This window comes from Kitasatospora nipponensis (assembly GCF_039528135.1).
Taxonomy (GTDB): domain Bacteria; phylum Actinomycetota; class Actinomycetes; order Streptomycetales; family Streptomycetaceae; genus Kitasatospora; species Kitasatospora nipponensis.
Genome location: NZ_BAAALF010000027.1, coordinates 40,113 through 58,620, shown reverse-complemented (window position 1 = coordinate 58,620; position 18,508 = coordinate 40,113). Strand labels below are relative to the sequence as shown.

23 protein-coding genes and 1 pseudogene are annotated in these 18,508 nt (G+C 73.0%); 12 read left to right on the top strand and 12 right to left on the bottom strand.

From position 1 onward, the window contains the following. Window positions 1-141 precede the first annotated feature (141 nt). From ABD323_RS10950 to ABD323_RS10935, 4 genes are all read left to right on the top strand, one after another. Entirely contained in the window at window positions 142-576 is a 435-nt protein-coding gene (locus ABD323_RS10950) for a hypothetical protein (RefSeq protein WP_344441121.1), read from the top strand. Between the two features lie 103 nt (window positions 577-679). Continuing rightward, complete coding sequence (locus ABD323_RS10945; protein ID WP_344441120.1) at window positions 680-1,198, top strand: HNH endonuclease family protein; 519 nt, start codon at window positions 680-682, stop codon at window positions 1,196-1,198. A 92-nt stretch (window positions 1,199-1,290) separates the two neighbouring features. After that, window positions 1,291-1,650 carry a hypothetical protein gene (locus tag ABD323_RS10940; protein ID WP_344441119.1) on the top strand — a complete coding sequence of 120 codons (360 nt, stop codon included), beginning with the start codon at window positions 1,291-1,293 and terminating at the stop codon, window positions 1,648-1,650. A gap of 68 nt (window positions 1,651-1,718) precedes the next feature. Beyond that, a complete protein-coding gene (locus ABD323_RS10935; protein WP_344441118.1) occupies window positions 1,719-2,045 on the top strand; it encodes a hypothetical protein in 327 nt (108 codons plus the stop codon). Window positions 2,046-2,166: 121 nt separating this feature from the next. Here ABD323_RS10935 and ABD323_RS10930 read toward each other — a convergent pair whose 3' ends face one another. The 4 genes and pseudogenes from ABD323_RS10930 to ABD323_RS10915 form a co-directional block, all read right to left on the bottom strand. After that, a complete protein-coding gene (locus tag ABD323_RS10930) occupies window positions 2,167-2,316 on the bottom strand; it encodes a hypothetical protein (RefSeq protein ID WP_344441117.1) in 150 nt (49 codons plus the stop codon). Between the two features lie 57 nt (window positions 2,317-2,373). Then, window positions 2,374-2,529 (bottom strand): annotated as a pseudogene (locus tag ABD323_RS10925) (DUF255 domain-containing protein); the annotation flags it as partial. A 96-nt stretch (window positions 2,530-2,625) separates the two neighbouring features. Then, on the bottom strand, window positions 2,626-3,306 hold the full coding sequence (locus ABD323_RS10920) for a response regulator (RefSeq protein WP_344441116.1): 681 nt from the start codon (window positions 3,304-3,306) through the stop codon (window positions 2,626-2,628). Then, a complete protein-coding gene (locus ABD323_RS10915) occupies window positions 3,303-4,457 on the bottom strand; it encodes a sensor histidine kinase (RefSeq protein WP_344441115.1) in 1,155 nt (384 codons plus the stop codon). Before ABD323_RS10915 ends, ABD323_RS10920 begins: the two co-directional genes overlap by 4 nt. 175 nt (window positions 4,458-4,632) lie before the next feature. Here ABD323_RS10915 and ABD323_RS10910 point away from each other — a divergent pair, with 175 nt between their 5' ends. The 4 genes from ABD323_RS10910 to ABD323_RS10895 are packed head-to-tail and all read left to right on the top strand — an operon-like array spanning window position 4,633 to window position 7,257. Then, a complete protein-coding gene (locus ABD323_RS10910; RefSeq protein WP_344441114.1) occupies window positions 4,633-5,337 on the top strand; it encodes a hypothetical protein in 705 nt (234 codons plus the stop codon). Then, entirely contained in the window at window positions 5,334-6,143 is an 810-nt protein-coding gene (locus tag ABD323_RS10905; protein WP_344441113.1) for a hypothetical protein, read from the top strand. The genes ABD323_RS10910 and ABD323_RS10905 overlap by 4 nt, the downstream gene beginning before the upstream one ends. Beyond that, entirely contained in the window at window positions 6,140-7,063 is a 924-nt protein-coding gene (locus ABD323_RS10900; protein ID WP_344441112.1) for an ATP-binding cassette domain-containing protein, read from the top strand. Before ABD323_RS10905 ends, ABD323_RS10900 begins: the two co-directional genes overlap by 4 nt. A gap of 32 nt (window positions 7,064-7,095) precedes the next feature. Continuing rightward, a complete protein-coding gene (locus ABD323_RS10895) occupies window positions 7,096-7,257 on the top strand; it encodes a hypothetical protein (RefSeq protein WP_344441111.1) in 162 nt (53 codons plus the stop codon). A 72-nt stretch (window positions 7,258-7,329) separates the two neighbouring features. Here the strand turns inward: ABD323_RS10895 and ABD323_RS10890 are convergent, their stop codons facing one another. The 3 genes from ABD323_RS10890 to ABD323_RS10880 all read right to left on the bottom strand — a co-directional run bounded on the left by ABD323_RS10890 (window position 7,330) and on the right by ABD323_RS10880 (window position 10,829). Then, window positions 7,330-7,569 (bottom strand): hypothetical protein, encoded by a 240-nt coding sequence (locus ABD323_RS10890; protein ID WP_344441110.1) that lies wholly within the window; start codon window positions 7,567-7,569, stop codon window positions 7,330-7,332. A gap of 173 nt (window positions 7,570-7,742) precedes the next feature. Then, entirely contained in the window at window positions 7,743-9,014 is a 1,272-nt protein-coding gene (locus ABD323_RS10885; protein WP_344441109.1) for a type III PLP-dependent enzyme domain-containing protein, read from the bottom strand. 288 nt (window positions 9,015-9,302) lie between these two features. Next, the gene (locus tag ABD323_RS10880; RefSeq protein ID WP_344441108.1) at window positions 9,303-10,829 is read right to left on the bottom strand and encodes a PucR family transcriptional regulator; all 1,527 of its coding nucleotides are present in this window, start codon (window positions 10,827-10,829) and stop codon (window positions 9,303-9,305) included. Between the two features lie 433 nt (window positions 10,830-11,262). Between ABD323_RS10880 and ABD323_RS10870 the strand changes: the two genes are divergently transcribed. Beyond that, window positions 11,263-11,784 (top strand): hypothetical protein, encoded by a 522-nt coding sequence (locus tag ABD323_RS10870; protein ID WP_344441107.1) that lies wholly within the window; start codon window positions 11,263-11,265, stop codon window positions 11,782-11,784. 136 nt (window positions 11,785-11,920) lie between these two features. On the opposite strand, the gene ABD323_RS10865 is transcribed toward ABD323_RS10870, so the two are convergent. After that, on the bottom strand, window positions 11,921-12,151 hold the full coding sequence (locus ABD323_RS10865) for a hypothetical protein (RefSeq protein WP_344441106.1): 231 nt from the start codon (window positions 12,149-12,151) through the stop codon (window positions 11,921-11,923). Between ABD323_RS10865 and ABD323_RS10860 the strand changes: the two genes are divergently transcribed. Further along, on the top strand, window positions 12,150-12,392 hold the full coding sequence (locus ABD323_RS10860; protein WP_344441105.1) for a hypothetical protein: 243 nt from the start codon (window positions 12,150-12,152) through the stop codon (window positions 12,390-12,392). The two genes, ABD323_RS10865 and ABD323_RS10860, sit on opposite strands and share 2 nt — an antisense overlap. 47 nt (window positions 12,393-12,439) lie before the next feature. On the opposite strand, the gene ABD323_RS10855 is transcribed toward ABD323_RS10860, so the two are convergent. Continuing rightward, window positions 12,440-14,089, bottom strand: a complete 1,650-nt coding sequence (locus ABD323_RS10855; RefSeq protein ID WP_344441104.1) for a PLP-dependent aminotransferase family protein — start codon at window positions 14,087-14,089, stop codon at window positions 12,440-12,442. Window positions 14,090-14,200: 111 nt separating this feature from the next. On the opposite strand from ABD323_RS10855, the gene ABD323_RS10850 reads away from it, so the two are divergent. Further along, window positions 14,201-14,692: an Lrp/AsnC family transcriptional regulator gene (locus ABD323_RS10850; protein WP_344441103.1), complete on the top strand. Its 492-nt coding sequence runs from the start codon at window positions 14,201-14,203 to the stop codon at window positions 14,690-14,692. A 31-nt stretch (window positions 14,693-14,723) separates the two neighbouring features. Here the strand turns inward: ABD323_RS10850 and ABD323_RS10845 are convergent, their stop codons facing one another. Continuing rightward, entirely contained in the window at window positions 14,724-15,458 is a 735-nt protein-coding gene (locus ABD323_RS10845; RefSeq protein WP_344441102.1) for a TetR/AcrR family transcriptional regulator, read from the bottom strand. A gap of 147 nt (window positions 15,459-15,605) precedes the next feature. Here ABD323_RS10845 and ABD323_RS10840 point away from each other — a divergent pair, with 147 nt between their 5' ends. Beyond that, window positions 15,606-16,685 (top strand): medium chain dehydrogenase/reductase family protein, encoded by a 1,080-nt coding sequence (locus ABD323_RS10840; RefSeq protein WP_344441101.1) that lies wholly within the window; start codon window positions 15,606-15,608, stop codon window positions 16,683-16,685. Window positions 16,686-16,716: 31 nt separating this feature from the next. Here ABD323_RS10840 and ABD323_RS10835 read toward each other — a convergent pair whose 3' ends face one another. Together ABD323_RS10835 and ABD323_RS10830 are read right to left on the bottom strand one after the other, a co-directional pair. Continuing rightward, complete coding sequence (locus ABD323_RS10835; RefSeq protein WP_425555943.1) at window positions 16,717-17,502, bottom strand: phosphate ABC transporter ATP-binding protein; 786 nt, start codon at window positions 17,500-17,502, stop codon at window positions 16,717-16,719. A 149-nt stretch (window positions 17,503-17,651) separates the two neighbouring features. Then, on the bottom strand, window positions 17,652-18,479 hold the full coding sequence (locus ABD323_RS10830) for a sortase domain-containing protein (protein WP_344441099.1): 828 nt from the start codon (window positions 18,477-18,479) through the stop codon (window positions 17,652-17,654). Window positions 18,480-18,508 lie beyond the last annotated feature (29 nt).

The window sequence follows — 18,508 nt, the reverse complement described above, 5'->3', positions numbered from 1 at the left end:
CCACCCCCTCCCCCTCCGAGAGAGGACCCGCCGGAGGCACAAAACACCACCGCCGCGGCCCGCGACCGCAGTTTGAGGTGTCCGCGGACTCGTGCTTACGGTGCGCGCGATGAGCACGGATCTGGCAGGGATGGGGAACGGGTGAGTACTTCGACGACATCGGTGAGCGTGGCGGAACTGCGGCGGCGGGTTCGCGCCGTCGAGGAGGTCAAGGCGCGGACGCGGGAGTTCGCTGCGGCGAACGCCCTGGCCACCCGAGAGGCCGCGACGGCGGCGGCGAAGGCGAAGGAGGACGCCGAGGTCGCGGCGCGGGAGGCTGCCGCGGCCGCCCTCAGGCTGTTCGACAACGATGCCGAGTTGGTCGCGCAGCTGATCGGTGCCACGGCGGAGGAGCTGGAACGCGATGCGAAGCCTGTTACCGCCGCCCGTGCGAAGGAGGTGATCGAGGAACTGCGCGTTCGCGCCGAGCGCCCGCGTCCCGTCCGCCGTGCCAGGAAGGCCAGCGCCGCTGTCACGACGCCTTCTGACTCCGCTCCGGACTCTGTACTGGAGGGCGGCCTAGCCGATGCCGGCTGAGAACGGTGGTCTCGGGCCCGGACTCTTCCCGCGCACTGCGGTGAAGGGGTCCGGGCCTGCTCGCATTGACGAGCAGCTCTCTCTCCTCGGTGAGCCAACGCCCGTGCGGATAGCCGCGATTGAGTGGGCCGGTTGGCTGGCCGACGAATCTATCCAGGCCCGGTACTGGGCGAAGGTCTACCGGGCCCCGTCAACGGGGTGCTGGTTCTTCACGGGCGGGATCTCCAGCACCGGGCACGCCACCTTCCGGGCCACCTCGCGGCCTGGCCGGACTCGGCGCGGCACGGTGCCGGGGCACCTGTACGGGTACCAGCTCGCGCACGGCGTCATCCCGCGGCTGGGATGGGGCACTGACCTGACCGTCTGCCACACCTGCGACAACCACTCCTGCCAGCAGCCGGCGCACCTGCGGCTGGGCACAGCAGCGGAGAACCGGGCCGAGTGGGTGGCCCGGCGGCGCGACCCGGGGAGCCCCCTCGCGGACCTCCGCGGCCCGGCCGGACGATCCCGAGCGATCGGCGCCGCGATCCGCGTCGGCCTGGCCGGCGGCGAGTCCAAGGTGGAGATCGCCGCCCGGGTCGCAGCGGTGATCGCGGAAGGGCGCCCCCTGAGCCTCTGGTGACCGCCGCGCCCGCCCGGCGCACCGGCCGGGCCGTGCCGCACCGTTGAGTTACGGTCGACAGGACGGTGTCGAGCGTTCCAGAGGAGTACCCCGTGCCCGAAGCCCACCCCGACCACATCGGCCTCCCGGCGCTCTACGGTGCCGAGGTCGCGACCTTCCGCGGGCGGTGGGTGCTGTACGTCATCGCGCCGGGGCCCGAAGCCGTGGTCGGACCGGTCGACCTTGGTCCTGCGGACACCCTCATCACCCCCTCGCCCAACGACCCTGGCCGCCACATGATCGACCTCGAAGGCAAGGAAGTGCCGGTGCTGCCACGGGAGTCGGCTGCGCAGCAACTGGAAAAGCACGGCTACGTGGTCGCGCAGGAGGCGCGCGACGACAGCAACAGGGATCACGGCTGGATTCAGGTTGGCGCCGCGCTGTGGACTGCGCCGTGCCGCCCCACTTCTTGATCTTCGCGGTCCCCCTGAACCCCACCAAACACCGGGTACAACTCCGCGCAATCCGGGAGAATTCGCATATGGAGACCACCAGCAAGAACAGCGAAGCCCAGGACAGCCCCCTCGGGTCAGCCATGCAGTCAGAGTGGGAGGAGGGCCCGAACGGCGAGCGACTGCGCCGTCGTTGGGCTCTCAGCGGCTACCGGGCGCCGGCCTGGGGGAACGCCGAGTTCGAGAACACGTTCCTCCCGGACGACGGCACCCCGGACGGCCAGGTCGAGCACAAGTGGCACGAGAACCCGGGGTTGCCGACCTACCTCTCCGTCACCGGCTGGACGTACGAGACATGCCGTGTCGAGTACGAGCGGCTGTGGGCCGAGCGGAAGGGGCAGCAGCACCGGCCCTGAACAGGGATGTCGAGCGCTAGGGGGCCACTGCGGAAGCAGTGGCCCCCTAGCGCTGCTGGCAGGCTGCCGCGTGGTCGACCGGTGAACCGCCGGCGCGGACCGTCGGGAGCCGCCTCACCCTCTACTCCTCGGCGGCAACCGCGGGTGCGCTGTCCTCCAAGCGCTTCCGGATGCTGTCGTACTTCTCGGGCCCCCACTCGGGGGAGGCGGCCAGTTCGGCCTCCACCCAAGCATCTATGCTCTTGCCCAGTTCCTCATCGTATGTGTCCACGCAACTACCCCCTGACAACGTCCCAGGTCAGGACTACCTGGTTGTGTTAAGTCATTGGCACCAGTGGCAGGCGGCGTACCCGACGCTCAGCAGAACGGGTACGTCGCGCCGCCGTGCTTCCTCGAAAGCCTCCGCCGTCCAAGGCCACCAGTCGACCGGGTTCTCGGCATGCTGAAGCAGATAAGGCGAGGTCACACCAGCCAACCGGTTCATGCGGCCCAGCCTCTCACAGGACCTCGCCCCCGGCGGCGGAACCGACGGGCCGAACCTGCCGGCGTGCCCCTGCAGGGAGCCCACCCGCGCCGGGGGTTATCGGCGGCTGTCGCGTTGGTCCGCGCCGCCCGGCATGAGGTGGGACTCCCAGGCCCAGGCGGTGATCTCGCTGCGGTTGCGGGCTCCGAGTTTGTTCTGGATCGCCGCGAGGTGGCCCTTGACGGTGCTGACGGAGATGAAGAGGGTGGCGGCGATCTCCTGGTTGGTGCGGCCCCGGGCGACGGCGCGGACGACGTCGGTCTCCCGCTCGGTGAGCGGGGAGTTGGGCCGGCGCGCGGCGGAGGCCTTGGCGGGGGCGAGGTCACGGAGCAGCCGCCGGGTGATCGACGGGGAGATCAGGGCGTCCCCGATGCTGGCGGCCCGCACGGCGGCGGTGAACAGGGTGGGGTCGCCGTCCTTGAGGACGAATCCGAGGGCTCCGGCCTGGAGGGCGCCGTGGACGTACTCGTCGAGTCCGAAGGTGGTGACGATGACGACCCGGAGCGGGTCGGCGACGCCCGGGCCGGCGAGGGCGCGGGTGACGTCGATGCCGTCGAGGCGGGGCATGCGGATGTCGATGAGGCAGACGTCGGGCCGCAGTTCGCGGGCGAGGGCGACGGCCTCGGCGCCGTCGCGTGCTTCCGCGACGACGGTGATGCCGGGCTCGTCCTCCAGGATCAGGCGCAGGCTGGTGCGGATCATGGCCTGGTCGTCGGCGACCAGCACGCTGATGCTCATCGGTGGTCTCCGGCTTGCAGGGGCACGGTGGCGCGGACCGACCAGCCGGTGACGGGCCGCGGACCGGCGTCGAGAGTACCGCCCAGGGCCTCGACGCGCTCCCGCATGCCGACCAGGCCGTAGCCGCCGCGCGGGGAGGCGCGGATCGGGGGGTGCGGCGGAGCATCGTCACCGATCTCGACGGTGATGTCCGTGCGGTCCTGGGCGATGGTGACGGTGGCCGCGCGGGCGCCGCGGGCGTGGCGGGCGATGTTGGTCAGGGATTCCTGGACGACCCGGTACACGGTGCTGGTGACCACGGGCGGCCAACTCGGCGCCCCGGTGGGCAGCCGGAGGTCGACGGGCGGTCCGTGCTCCTCGAAGCGGCGGACCAGGTCGACGAGTTGCTCCGGTCCCGCGGTGAAGGCGGCGCCGTCCTCCACGTCACGGAGCAGGGCGACCACCCGTCGCATGGCGTCCATGGCGTCGATGCCCGAGCGTTCGATGTCCGCCAGGGCGGCGCCGAGGTCGTCGGGCCGCTTGCGCAGCATGATCTGGGCGGCGTGGGCGTGCATCACGATGCCGGAGACATGGTGGGCCACGAAATCGTGCAACTCCCTTGCCAGGGCCAGGCGTTCCTCTCGCCGCACCGCCTCGACGGCGGCCTGGCGACGATGCTCCAGGAGGCGCAGCACGAGCCCCGTGCCCAGGCCGACCAGCCAGCCCTGGACACCCGCGTGGAACGAACCGCCGGGAGTCGAGGTGGTCGCGAGCCGGCCCAGCGCCGTGACCGCCAGTCCGGCCGCGGCGACCAGGGCGGCCCGCCACGGCGGCAGCACCCGGACCGCCGAGCCGGCGAGGACGGCCAGCGCCAGGGACGCGGCGACGCCTGGCTGCCCGGTCAGGTACCCCGTGCCGGAGGAGGCCAGGGCGGCGGCAGCCACGACGGACAGGCCGACGGCCACGGCGGCCAGCCGGTGGCGGCCCCGCAGCAGCGCCGCGAGGCACACCACCGCACTGACGCCGCAGTCGAGCAGCCAGTCCCGGCGCCCCGCCTCGGCGCGGTGGTAGGCCGTGGCCGCCAGTACCGCCGCGAAGGCGAGCCCGAGCAGGACGTCGGTTCGTCTGGCGGCCAGTGCACCCAGTGCGGCCAGCCGTTCCCTCACACTCACGGCGCTCAGACTACGGAACCGGCCACGGCCGGTGAACCGGCCAAAAGGACCGCTCCGATCCGCCCGATCAGTACTTTCGGCCGGTCCCGGCCGCGGTCGACGCGAGCAGTGTTGACGGCATGCAACGAGACCTTGAGACACCCTGCGACGACGCGGGGCCCGCACGAGCCGGCAGGTGGACGTGAACCGGTCCACCTGGGCCCGCCTCCGTCTGGAGCTGCGGGTCATCGGCATCGCCGCGCCGGTGACAGCGCTGGCGGGACCGCTGGGCGGCGCGATCCTGGTGATCGTCATGCGGGCCACCGGGGCCGGCGCGGAGCACCTCGACCTCGCCGCCGGCGCGGTCCTGGCGGGCTTCGCCCCGCTCGGCACCGCCGTCGCGGCCTCCTCGATCGTGGGGCGTGACACCGGCGCCGAGCTGGTCATGACCTCGGGGGTCTACCGCCGGGTGCTGTTCCTGCGCGCCGGCCTGGTGGTGGCCCCGGCGGCCCTGGTCACCCTGTCGGACGCCGTCGTGTTCCGCGCCCTGAACGCCTGGCCCGTGGGGCAGGGCACGGGCGGTTACGTCCTGGTGTGGGCCCCGCCGATGCTCTGGCTGGTCGCCCTGGCGATGCTCGTCGCGATCGGCCTGCGCGGCCCGGCCGCCGCGAGCGGCCTGATCGGAGGCCTGTGGCTGGCCCAGTACCTGATGACGCGCGCCATCCGGGACAACACGGTGCTGCGGTCGCAGTACGTGTTCATGGGCGTCGCCACCAAGGTCCCGGCGCACGACTGGACCGTCAACCGGATCGCCCTGCCCGCCGTCGGCCTCGCCGCCCTCGTGGCGGCCGGCCTGCTCCTGGGGCGTCCCGAACGGTTCCTGGGGAGCGATGCCGCATGACCGCCGTCCTTCAGCGAACCGCTCCGCCGACGACGGCTCAGGGCTGGTGGGCCAAGACCGTCGCGGCCGCCCGCTACGAGTACCTGATGCAGGTGCGCCGCCCGGCCCTGTGGCTGGTCGTGCTCGGGCTGATCGCGCTGCGCTGCGCATCGCCCTTCCCGCCGGGTTTCACCAGCACCACGGACCACACCTTTCTGGTCGCGGACTGGGCCGGCAACTTCATGCTGTGCCCGATCGGCGTCGGCGCCGTCCTCGCCGACCGCGCCCGGCGGGAGGCCCGGCTGGGGCTGAACGACCTCCTGACCTCGACGCCCACCGGCATCGGCCCGCGCCTGTGGGGCAAGGCCGTCGGCGCCGGCGCGGCGAGCACCACCCCGGTCGCCGTCGCCTGGGTGGCCCTGCTCGGCTACCTGACCGCCCAGCGCGGGGCCGGGGTGATCCCGGTGGGCCTCGCGGCGTTCGCCGCCATCATCCTTCCCGGGCTGGTCTTCGTCGTGGCCTGCTCGGTCACCGTCCCGTACCTGACCGGGCCCGTGCTGTACCGGCTGGGCCTGTTCGGCTACTGGATCTGGGGAAACATGGTCGGCCCGCGCTTCGGGATCCCCACCCCCGCCGGCACGCCCTTCGAAGCCATCGGCGAGTACCCGGCCGGCGCCTGGTTCCACGGCACCCTGTTCGACGCCAGGCAGCGGGGCATCACCCCGACCGGCGGCGAGGCCGTCCTCAGCATCGCCTTCCTGCTGCTCACGGCGCTCGCCGCCCTCGTGATCACCCAACTCGTGCTCACCAGGAGGAGCCCGTCATGACCGCGCCCGACGTGACCATCAACGATCTGACCGTCACCTTCCGGCGCGGCGGGGTCCGCGCCCTCGACGGCATCAGCCTGCGCCTGCCCGCCGGCATGGTCGGTCTGCTCGGCCCCAACGGGGCCGGCAAGACCACCTTCCTGCGGGTCCTGACCGGGGTGCTGCTGCCGACCTCGGGCACCGTCGCGGTGGACGGCACCGAGCTCACGTCGCGCGGCCGACGCCGAGAGGTCAGGGCCACCACCGGCTACCTCCCCCAGGAGCTCGGCCTGTACCCGGACTTGACGGCCCGCCAGTTCCTCGACTACCTGGCCCTGCTCAAGGGCCTCACCGACCGGCGCGCCCGCCGCGCCCGCGTCGAGGAGGTCCTCGACCTGGTCTCGCTCGGCGAGGTCGCCAACCGGAAGCTGAAGACCTACTCGGGCGGCATGAAGCGTCGCGTCGGCATCGCCCAGGCCATCCTGAACGACCCACGGCTGCTGATCGTCGACGAACCCACCGTGGGGCTGGACCCCGAGGAGCGGCTGCGCTTCCGCAGCCTGCTCGCCACCCTGGCCGGCGACCGGACGGTGCTGCTCTCCACCCACATCGTCGACGACATCGTGCAGACCTGCCCGAACGTCGTGGTGATCGAGCGCGGGCACGTCGCCTTCCAGGGCGCCATCGGCGACCTCGCCGCCCGCGCCGAGGGCACGGTGTGGCACGTCACCCGGCCGGCCACCGCCCCACCGCCCGACCTGCCCACCGTCACCGTCACCCCCGGCATGACCGGCGCCACCTACCGGGTCATCAGTTCCGCTCCCCCCGCCCCCGATGCGGAGCCCGTCAGCGCCACCGTCGAGGACGGCTACATCGCCCTGATGCACGGCGCCGCCCCGCAGCGGGCCCAGCACCCCGGCTCCAACCTCCACGCCATCTGACCCCCGCCCCCTCGACACCCAAGGACCACACGATGCCCCACCGGCCACTCACCGCCGTCCTGGCCACCGCCGACACCACCGGCTTCCACCCCGGCCCCGCCTGGTTCGTGTTCTGGGCCCTGGTCATCGGCGCCGTCGTCGGCACTCCCGTCTACGTCGTCCGCCTAGTGCGCAACCGCCGCAACCGCCGCTGAACACCGCCTGAGCACACGATGGTGGCAAGCGGCGTACCCCCGGACCGACATCGTCGATCGACCGGACCGGCCCTAGCGTCGCCGGCAGCGGGTTGTGCCACGGCGCGCCGGCCGGCGCTGCAGCAGGCCCATCGCCATGCCGACCTCACCCGCGAGCAGTTCCAGCACCGTGGTGGTGGGGACCTTGGCCACGGTCAGGACCGAGGCGAGGACCAGGATGACGATCAGCACGACTTGGTCGGCCGACCCGAGTCGGCGGCCCGGCGGAGGAGGAACGGACGGCGGTGTCGGACGGTGGTGCGAGCGGGTCATGACGGGCTCCTCAGGGTTTCGTAGGGTGGGAAACGGCAGCGGCAGGCCACCGGGCGGCGGCGAAGGCCGGCGGAGCGGACGACGGCCGGCAGCGGACGACGGCCGGCAGCGGACCGCAGGCAGCGCGGCAGCGGACCGCAGGCAGCGCGGCAGCGGACGGCCGACGGATCGACTCAGCCGCCCGTGCGGCTCAGCAGATCCTCGACGGTCTGCGCGCGGCGCAACGTGGTGAATCGAACGATCCCGTCGGCCGTCACGGTGACCCCGTGCACGGCGGGCTCCAGCAGGCTGTTGTAGGAGAACGGGGTTGAGGCGTAGTAGGCCCCGGTGTCCAGCAGGGCGACCAGGTCGCCGGCGAAGCACGCCGGCCCTGCGACGTCCTGCTCGACCGGCTCCCCGCGCTTGGCCGTCCCGGTGGCGTCGTGCGCGGCGACCCGCAGCGGCCAGGATTCCGGGGCGAAGACAGTCCGGGCGGCCACCTGCACCCCGGCGAAGGTGATCGCGATCGCCCGGCCGCCGGAGTTCTTGGTGTATTCCACGTAGGCGGCGGTGAAGCCGTTCTTGGCCAGCACCGACCGGCCGAACTCGGTCACCAGCTGGAACTTCCCGGAGAAGAGGTCGGGCGCGTGCGCCCGCAGCCGCTCGACGTACTCCTGGTAGCCCGGGGTCACCTCGTCGCCGGCGAAGTTGACCGGCAGGCCGCCACCGATGTTCAGGCCCACCACCTGATCGCGGCCCAACTCGTCGTTGATCTCCCGGGCGAGGGCGACGGTCGCGGCCACCCCCTTCGCCATCAGGTCCAGCGGGCAGCCCTGGCTGCCGACGTGACAGTGCAGCCAGCCGAGCCAGGGTCGGTCCCGGAAGGCCTCGACCAGCCGCTTGGTGTTGCCCTCATCGGTCAGCGTGATGCCGAATTTGGAGGTCGCGGTGGCCGTGCTCATCGCTCCGATGGCGCCGGAGCCGATCTGCGGGTTGACCCGTACCCCGATCCTGGACCGGGTCCGTCGAGTCGTCAGCAGCTCGTCGATCCGGGCCAGTTCCTGCCAGTTGTCGACGTTGACCGCCACCCCGAGCTCCAGCGCCCGCGCCAGCTCACGGCGGGTCTTCGCCGGGGAGTCGAGGACGATCCGCGCCGGCTCGACCCCGGCCGCGAGCGCCTGGGCGAGCTCACCGGGACTGGCCACCTCGCACCCCATGCCCAGTTCACGCAACCGCTGCAACACCGGGACCAGGCTGTTGGCCTTGGTCGCGAAGGCGTGCAGCACATCGAGGGAGCCGGGGAAGGCCCGGTGCAGCGAGTCCACGGTCGCCGCCACGGCGTCCAGGTCGAGGAAGCCCGCGAGCTGCGCGTCCTCGGGGTGCAGCAACCCCTCGCGGACCGCCGCACGCAGGATGAGCTCGCGCCGCTCGGGGCTGTGCAGGGCATTCAGCTGATGGTTCGCCATGGTGGCACGCTCCGTCTGGTCGCCTCGATCGCACGACCCCGGACGCTCCGGCGGGCCGTACGACCAGAGTGCCCGCGGGCGACCAGCGCGTCTTCATCCCGCGACACGGGTTTGCGACGGAGCCTTGGTGCGAGGCGGCCTCGTACCGGAGCGGCAGCCATCCACCTGTGCGGTGTGGCGACAACACGCGGGCGGTCCTTGTGCCGCCGGGTGCCGCACGGCCGCGGCCCGCCCCTCCTCGTGCCGAACGACGAAGCCGGCGCGCCGTCCTCGTGCGGGGCGACGAACTCAGTCCTCGTCAGCCACTTCACCTCTGAGCAGCAGCAGTTGGAGCTGGGCCAGCAGCCGGGCGTCGGGATCGTCCAGGTCGATGCGGCTCTCCCGTACCACCGTCTGGTCCAGGCGGTACGCGTAGGTGGCGCCGGCCACTCCCATGGCCTTCGCGGCCTTGGCCTTCTCCCCCGGTTGGTCCAGATAGGCGCTCAGCGTGTCGACCAGCGAGACCCCGCCCTTGCGCGGGGACGTGAGAAGCCGGGTCACCGGTGTCTCCACCGGCAGGTGCCGCGCCGTGCGCAGCGCGTCGAAGAAGTGCAGCAGCGCCACGGCGCCGGCGACCTCCTCGACCCGGGCGAAGTCCGGTGAGTTCCGGCCGAACAGCAGGCCGCCCAGCGCCAGATCGGCCGTCCGGCGGGAGTCGGGCGCGCCGTCGAGCCGCTCCTGCACCTCGCCGATGCCGACCCGCACCCTCTGCCCCAGCTGCCGCGACAGCTCCCCGGCGAGCGAGCCGGCCAGCAGCCTCACCTGCTCCTGAGCCTGTGCGCGGTCCTTCGCCAGTCTGCCCAGCAGCACCAGGACACCCCTCGTCGAGGGCACCACCACCGACACCTCGCCGTGTCTGGTGCAGTGCTGGAACGATGCCTCGACCAGCCGGCCGCGCGCCTGGGCGTCCACCTGGCCGCCGCCGCCGACCGACAGCACCGCGCACCGCTGCGCCATCGGCAACCCGGTCCGTGATGCCAGCAGTTCGGCGGACCCCTGGCCGTCGAGAAGCACCCGGACCGCCTCCAGTAGCAGGTGGTCCCGCCCCTCCCGCCGCGCGCGGTCGTGCAACAGGTGGGGCGCGGCCGCCAGGGCCGCCACGCGCAGGACCTCGCGGTTGGCCGGCGTGTCGAGCGGCCGGCCCCCCTCGGCCGCCACCCAGATCGAGCCCAGCGGGATGCCACCCGCCCGGACCGGTACCACCAGGCGCTCGGGAGCCTCTCCCTGGGCCTTGCGGTACAGCACCTTGTCCGACCGCAGCAGGTCGCGGTCGAATCCGGCACTCCTCATGTCGTCGCGCCGCTCGACCGGCGGCTGCTGCCCCAGGATGGTCCAGATTCGGACCCAGTCCACGTCCTGGCCGGTGGGCGAGTAGGCAAGGACGTTGAAGGCCATGTCCTCGATCGTCACCGAACCGTCGACCTGCAAGGCGATCGCCTTGGCCAACTGGGGCAGGTCGCCCAGCAGCACACCGGCGATCCTGGGTTCGGGCACCATCGACAGTCCTGCGTGCAGGATCCCGATCACCGTCGGCCAGTCGGTCCACCGGCTGCGAAAGAGCACCGCCGTCCCCGCCTCGACGGCGACCTCGCCCAGCGCGTCGCTCCCGGAACCCGTCTCCACCGGGCGGAAGAGCACCCCCGCCGCTCCGGCCTCCCCCGCCCGGCGGACCAGGTCGATCGCCTCCTCGGTGTGCGGATCGACCCCGACCGCCACGAGCAGATCGTCCTGCGACACCGGGGGCTCCAGCTCGTCGAGCACGATCAGCCGACTCACCGGCCGCTCCAGCGCCCCTACCGCGAAATCCGTGACGACTGAGTCTCCCGCCAGCTTCAGCAGGCCTAGCAGGGTCGGCCTCGACCCGGGCCGATCCGCCTGTGGTTCCTCGGACATGGGCAACCCCTCCCCGGGCGCGCACCGAAGTGACCCTGCGTCAACTACGGTTGGCCATCCACCGATTCGCCTAGCGTAAGGCGTGCCGCTCGTGTGCACCTACGTCCTCGATCCGGCGAGCAGGTCCTACCGCGAGGGCGACGTGTCCGCGGGCACGGTCAAGGCCGTCGCGCCCTTGGCCGTGGAGATCGACCTCGGCAGCGACTGAGCGCAGCCGTCCACCGGGTCTCCACCCGTGGGTTGAGGTGGAGGATCAACCCGGTGGCCCACCCGGGGGCTGATGTCGTGGGGGTGGGGTGGGCGGGAAGCTCTTTCCATGAACACCACCGAGTACTGCGTGCAGCTGGTCCTGATCCTCCTCGTCGTCCGCCAGATCAAGGGGGGCCGCCTCGACCTGGCGGGTCTGGTGCTGCCGATCGTGCTGATCGCCGCCACGGCCGCCTACTACCTGCGGTCGATCCCCACCGGTGGCGGCGACCTCGCCCTGGAGCTCGGACTGGCGGCGCTGGGTGCCGGGCTGGGCATCGCGGCGGGGTTCACCACCCGGGTCTGGGCCACCCGGGACGAGGGGGTGCACGCCAAGGCCGGCCTGGTGGCCGCGGCGCTGTGGGTCGGCGGGATCGGTGCCCGTGTCGTCTTCGTGCTGGCCGCCGAGCACACCGGCTTCGGCACCGTGGTGGCCGACTTCAGCCGCGACCAGCAGATCACCGGCTCGCAGGCCTGGGTCGCCGCCTTCGTCCTGATGGCGCTGAGCGAGGCCGTCGCCCGCCTGGTCACCGTCCGGCTGCGGGCCCGCACCGCCCAGCGCAGGCTCGCCGCCCTGGACCTGGCCGCCTGAGGCCTGCCGGCCACCGGCCAACGACACCCGCCGCGCCGACCACCGACCACCGACCACCGACCACCGACAGCAGCCCGGCCACCCCGGCCGGGCCTGCGGTCTGTCCGCCGCCGGTGGGTCCGGCGGGCCGGGTGGGCTACCTCCGGGCCTGGACGGCGGGTGGGCGGGGTCCCTTGCCGCGCCAGGCGGCGTACATGATCGCCAGCGCGCCGCCTTCGGCGGTGACCGTCTGGGCGGACGCGTGTCCTGCGCGGGTGAGGAGCAGCAGGGTGGCGAGGGCGGCCAGGTAGGCCGGCAGGTCGTGGTGGTGCGGTGGCCTGCGGAGCGGTGGCCTGCGGAGCGGGTGGTTTCGACGGGGGGCGCGCATGGTCCTCGAACTTTCAGGGGCGGCCGCGTCCGGGTCGAACCCGCGTGTCGAGCAGGGCGCCTGGCGCCGGCTCTGGCTGCTGCTGATCCCGGGGCTGCCCCGCCGGCGCGACCTCCTCGGTCAGGTGCGCCGGCTGCGCGCCGACTGCGCCGAGGCCCGCGCCGAGCTGGAGACCCTCCGGGTGCGGCTCGAGATGGAGATCATCCGCCGGGAGGCGGTCGAGGCCCGCGTCACCACCTGACGCTCCGGCCTCCCGCGGTGGCGACCGCCCGGACCCGACCCGGCGGGTCAGCCGCCGAGGATGACCGGGTCGGTGGCCAGGTCGGCCAGCAGGGCGTCCAGTTTGGCGCGGTCGACGGAGGACATCAGGAAGACGTGCACGTAGCTGCGGCGGGTGCTCTCGTCGCCGGGGACGGTCAGCACGTCCTGCGAGGAGAGGGACCACTTGGCCACCAGCTCGGGGCTGGGCTTGCGGAACCGGACGGTGATGGCGCCGGGGGTGCGGGCCGGCCAGAGGTCGACGTCCTTCTCCAGCTCCAGCAGGCGCAGTTGCTGCTCCAGGTAGGCGGCCAGCTGCTGGGAGCGGCGGATCCGGTTCACCTGGTCCTGGTGGGAGTGGCGGGAGAGGTGGTCCCACAGGACCAGCGGGGAGAAGCCGTTGCGGGAGCCGGCGAAGGTGGTGTCGGGCGCGCCGGTGTACTCCGGCTGGGAGGGCGGTGCGACCTGGTACTTGACCTTCGTCATGTAGATGCCGCAGGGCCAGGGGGCACCGGGCCACTTGTGGCCGCTCATGGCGATCGAGGAGACCATGTCGATCTCGCCGAACTCCCGACTGGGCAGGGTGATGCCGAAGTCGAACTCCGGGAGTTCGGTGTCGGGGGTCCGGTCCGAGCCGGTCGCACCGCTGCCGGTCGCGCCCGTGTCGCCCATCCGGGTGAACGGCACGTAGCCCGCGCCGAGCGCGCCGTCCACGTGGATCCAGAAGCGGCGGCGCAGGTCCACCAGCGGTTCGCCGGTGACCCGGTCCCGGCCGTAGACCACCTCGCCGCGGACCAGGCCGTGCTTCTCGAAGATCGGCAGCAGGCGCTCGCACGCCCGCCGCACGTCGTCGTGGGCGCCCTTGAAGGTGCTGCCGAGGTTGAGGCTGACGAAGACCGGGTGCCCCTTGGCGGCGAAGAACTCCACCAGCGCCGCCAGCGCGTCGATGTCGATCTCGCCGGTGCCGTCCCAGGAGTGTCCCGAGGGGCCGCTGCGCGAGGGCACCTCGGTGGGCCACTCGCCCGGCTCCCCCGCCGGCCCGCGCAGCGGGCACTCGCCGGGGTACTGCTCGGTGCCCACCGCGTGGAAGGTCTCGACGCCCAGCACGTGCACGGCCTTGGCGAAGGAGTAGTGGGTGTCCTCGGAGTAGAAGGCCACCGGGCGGCGGGCGTTGGGGTTGGCCGGCCCGGACGCCGGGACACCGGTCGGCGGCTGGATCAGCGGCTTGCCGCTCAGGTAGTCCCGGGCGTTCCACAGGGCGTACATGTTGCCCTCGGTCGAGCCCATGGAGAGCACGTAGCCCCAGTACGACTCGGGGTTGGCCGGGTCGTGCGGCCCGGTGGCGTGCCACAGGTCCGCGTAGTAGTCGAGGACGGCGCACTCGACGGCCTTGGTGTTCGGCTTGTAGCCGCCGCTGCGGAACGGGTCGCCCAGGTTGTTGATGTTGTGCTGCATGAACCGGCCGAGGTCGAAGGCGCTGCCGCCCATCTCCTGGGTGGCCTGGAACCCGAGCAGGTGACGGCGCTTGCGGGTCAGGTACTCGTCCATCCGGTTGAGGGCGCGCAGCCGCTGCTCCTCGTCCAGCCCCCCGGCCGGTATCGCGAACTCGCGAGCGTCCGGCTCCAGCCGGGCGGGCTCGTCGTGGGTCGCGAAGGCGGGCGGGGCGTCGGTTCGGATCATGGCAGTCAGGATGGAACCTGTGGCGGCTCGGGGGGAAGAGTTCCGCAGATCATTCGGATCGGGGCCCGAATTTCTTGCGGATCGACGGTCCGGGCGGCCACCCTGGGTGCTGTGCCGAACATTCCTCACGCCCAGCGGGCGCCGATCGACGACGTGGACCGGGCGATCCTGCGGATCCTCGCCGAGAACGCCCGCACGCCGAACAACGCGCTGGCCGAGGCGGTGGGCATCGCCCCCTCGACCTGCCTGGCCCGGGTGCGCGCACTGCGCGAGCGCGGGGTGATCCGCGCGTTCCGGGCCGAGATCGCGCCGGCGGCGATCGGGCTGCCGCTGCAGGCGATGATCTCGGTCCGCCTGCGCGCCCACACCCGGGAGCAGAACGAGAGCTTCCGGGCCACCGCCCCCGATCTGCCCGGCGTGGTGGCGGTCTTCCACATGGCCGGGTCCGACGACTACCTGCTGCACGTGGCCCTCGCCAGCCCGGACGCCCTGCGCGACTTCGTGGTGGACCACCTCACCACCCACCCGGCGGTGGCCCAGACCCGGACCAACCTGATCTTCGAGCAGATCGCCGGCCGCCGGCAGCTCACCCCGGAGCTCTGAGCCGAGGTCCCGCGACCGCCGGACGGCCGGCTCAGCGGCGGCCGCCGAGCCGAGCCCGGCGGACGAGCTCGTCGACCTCGGCGCGGTAGAGCAGCCCGGGGTCGATGCCGGTGGAGACCAGGTGGTGGCCCAGTTCCAGGCTGATCACTCCGTGCAGCCTGGTCCAGCAGAGGAGCCCCAGGGTGAGCACCCGCACCGGCAGGTCCGGCATTCCGGTGCGCTCGGCCCAGGCACGGACCTGCTCGCCCAGCTCGGGGCCCTGCGGATCCCGGTCACCCTCGCCCCCCTCACCGTCCCCCTCGCCCTGCGCCGCCGCGGCGACGGCGGACAGCGCGTCCAGCAGGGCGCCCATGCTGCGCGAGGCCGCCGGAATGGTGCGTTCGGGAGCGAGGTCCTGGCCCGATCCGCTGGTGGTCTGGAAGATCAGCCGGTACGGGTTCGGGTGCTCCAGCGCCCAGGAACGGCTGGCGTGCGCCACCGCGGCGAGCCGCTGCTCCGGCGTGCCGGCGCCCCGGGCGGCGGCCTCCAGCGCGTCGGCCAGCGAGTCGTAGACCTCGACGACGAGGTCGGCCAGCAGCGCGTCGCGGTTGTCGAAGTACCGGTAGACGGCCGCGGGGGACATCGCCATGCTGCGCGCGATGCCGTTGAGCGAGACCGCGTCGGGGCCGCCGCCGGCGATCTGCTCCATGGCCAGCGCCTTGATCTCCTGCAGCGTCTGCTCGCGCCGCTGCTCACGCCGGCTCGGCCGGGCCGTCTCCGCCACCATTCGTGTCACCCTCCACTTTCTGCGATACCTATTCACTCTGTGACTGCCTTGACAGCGTAACAGTCCCTCCATACTGTGATGGCTATTAACTTTGCTACATGCGTTAGCGAAGCGGCGACGGGACACAGGACAGCAGAGGTGTGGGCCATGAACAGCCAGCAGCAGTCGAAGAGCAGCACCGGCACCACGGTCACCGGGGCCGGGACCACCACCGAGATCGTGCTCCCGGGCCTCGTCGAGCCGGACGGCCTGCTGGTCCGCCGGCGGCCGACGCCGGCACCGGCCGCCGGGCAGGCGCTGGTGCGGGTGGAGGCGAGCGGGGTCTCCTTCGCCGAGCAGGGGATGCGCCGGGGCCGCTACCCGGGCCAGCCGAAGTTCCCGTTCGTGCCCGGCTACGACCTGGTCGGCGTGGTCGCCGCGGTCGGTGCCGGCGTCGACCCGGCGCTGGTCGGGACCCGGGTGGCCGCCATGACCAAGATCGGCGGCTGGAGCACCCACGCCGTGCTGGCCGCCGACGGCCTGGTGCCGGTGCCGGCCGGGGTGGGGGCGGCCGAGGCCGAGACGGTCGTCGTCAACGGCCTCACCGCGTGGGGGATGCTGCACCGCAGGGCCAAGGTGCGCCGCGGTCAGACCGTCCTGGTGCACGGCGCGAACGGCGGCGTCGGCACGGTCCTGATCCAGCTCGCCCGGCACGCCGGGGTGCGGGTCATCGGCGTCGCCTCACCGCGCCACCACGACGCGCTGCGCGCCGCCGGCGTCGAGCCGGTCGACTACGCCGACCTGGACGCGCTGGTCGCCCGGGTGCGGGAACTGGCTCCCGGCGGGGTGGACGCGGTCTTCGACAACATCGGCGGGCAGACCGTGCTGCGCTCCTGGCAGTTGCTGGCCCCCGGCGGCACGCTGGTCAGCTACGCCATCGCGTCCTCGTCGCACGACAAGCGCGCGCTGCTCCCGCTCTTCTTCGCCCTGCTGGGCCGGCTCACCCTGTGGAACGTCCTGCCCAACGGTCGCCGGGCGGGCTTCTACGACGTCTGGCACGGCAAGCGGGTCAGCCCGGCCCGCTTCCGCGCCCGGATGCGCCAGGACCTGAGCGCGGTGCTGGGCCTGCTCGCCGACGGGGTGCTGACCGCCGAGATCGCCGCCAGCTTCCCACTCACCGAGGCGAGCGCGGCGATGCGGCTGGCCGAGTCGCACACCGTCCGCGGCAAGGTCGTGCTGGTCCCCTGAGACCCGCGCGACGGCGGGCCGGAGGGGTCCGTCAGCCGAAGCGGCCGTTGACGTAGTCGGCGGTGCGCGGGTCGGCGGGGTGGCCGAACATCGCGGCGGTGGGCCCGTGTTCGACGATCGCCCCGGGGGTGCCGTGCTCGGCCAGGAAGAACGCGCAGCTGTCGGAGACCCGGGCGGCCTGCTGCATGTTGTGGGTGACGATCACGATGGTCACCTCGTGCGCCAGCTCGCGGATGGTCTGCTCGATCCGGCGGGTGGAGGTGGGGTCGAGGGCCGAGCAGGGCTCGTCCATCAGCAGGACCCGCGGCCGGATCGCCAACGACCTTGCGATGCACAGGCGTTGCTGCTGCCCACCGGAGAGCGCGCCGCCGGGCTGGCGGAGCCGGTCGGCGACCTCGCGCCACAGGCCCGCCTTGGTGAGGCACTCCTCGACCAGCTGGTCCTTCTCGGCCCGGCCGGCCCTGGTGCCGGTGAGCTTGAGGCCGGCCAGCACGTTGTCGTAGATGCTCATCGCCGGGAACGGGTTGGGCTTCTGGAAGACCATGCCGATGTCGCGCCGAGCGTCGGTCAGCCGGCGGGCCGGGTCGTAGACGTCGGTGCCGTCCAGCAGCACCTCGCCGGCCAGCGAGGCGCCGGGGATCAGCTCGTGCATCCGGTTCAGCGTGCGCAGGAAGGTCGACTTGCCGCAGCCGGACGGGCCGATCAACGCGGTGACGCGGCCGGCCGGCATGGTGAGCGAGACCTGCTCCAGGACCTTGCGGCTGCCGAACCAGGCGGAGACGGCGAGCGCCTCCAGGGTGCCGGCCCGACTGGGCACGCCAGGAGCGGCGTTGGCCGCCGCGGCGGCGGCAGCGGCCACGGCGGTGGCCGGAACGGCGGTGGCCACGGCGAGCGGGCCGTCGGGCGGGGTGAAGTCCGGCAGGGTGGTCATGCGGGGTCCTCTTCGGTGGACGGGGAGCGGGCGGGTCAGATCAGGTTCGGCAGCAGGCGGGCGACCTGGTCGGCGACCGCGAGGCCGAACGCGGCCAGCACGGGCACCCCGACCACCCAGCTCTGCGCCCGGCCCCAGCGGGCCCGGAGCAGGGTGAGGCCGACCACCGCGAGCAGCAGGCCCTCGCCCCAGAGCACCAGCGGCACCCAGGCGGCGGGGTCGGTGCCCATCGACCGCTCGGCCGCCGGCAGGGCGGCGGCGGTGAGCGGGCGCGGATCGGCGTCCTGCACGTCGGTGACGAGGTCGGCGTCGACCAGCAGCACCCCGGACGGCTCGAAGGCCGGTCCGTCGCCGGTGACCAGCAGCAGCCGGCCGGCGCCGGCCGCCGGCGGGTCGGGCACGGGGTCGCCGGCGCGGCGCACGTCCAGCACCCGGAAGGTGTGCACGCCCTGACCGGTGGTCACCGTGAAGGTCTCGCTCGGCCGGAGCTGGCCGATCGAGCCGAACGGGCCGCCGAAGCCCGCCTGGCGGCCGAGCAGCACGCTGGTGCCGGCCTGGCCGGGCATCGGCGAGTCGCGCCGGTGGCCGGGGCCGGCGGCCAGCACGTCGCCGGCGGTGCCCTGGCGCACCACCTCGCGCAGGCCCAGCTGCGGGATCTCCAGCAGGGCGACGGGGGTCCCGGGGGTGACGGCCTTGCCGGTGTTGTCGCGCTGGCCGATCGGGGTGGTGCCCTTGGCCAGGGTCTCGCGCAGCTGCGCGTAGCCGGTGTCGTTGTCGCGCAGGTGCTGGATCGCGCCGACCGGGCCCAGGTCGAGGACCAGGCCGAGCAGCAGGGTGGCCAGGATGGTCAGCCCGGCGCCCACCAGCTGGGCGGTGTCGGGCCGGTGGGCGC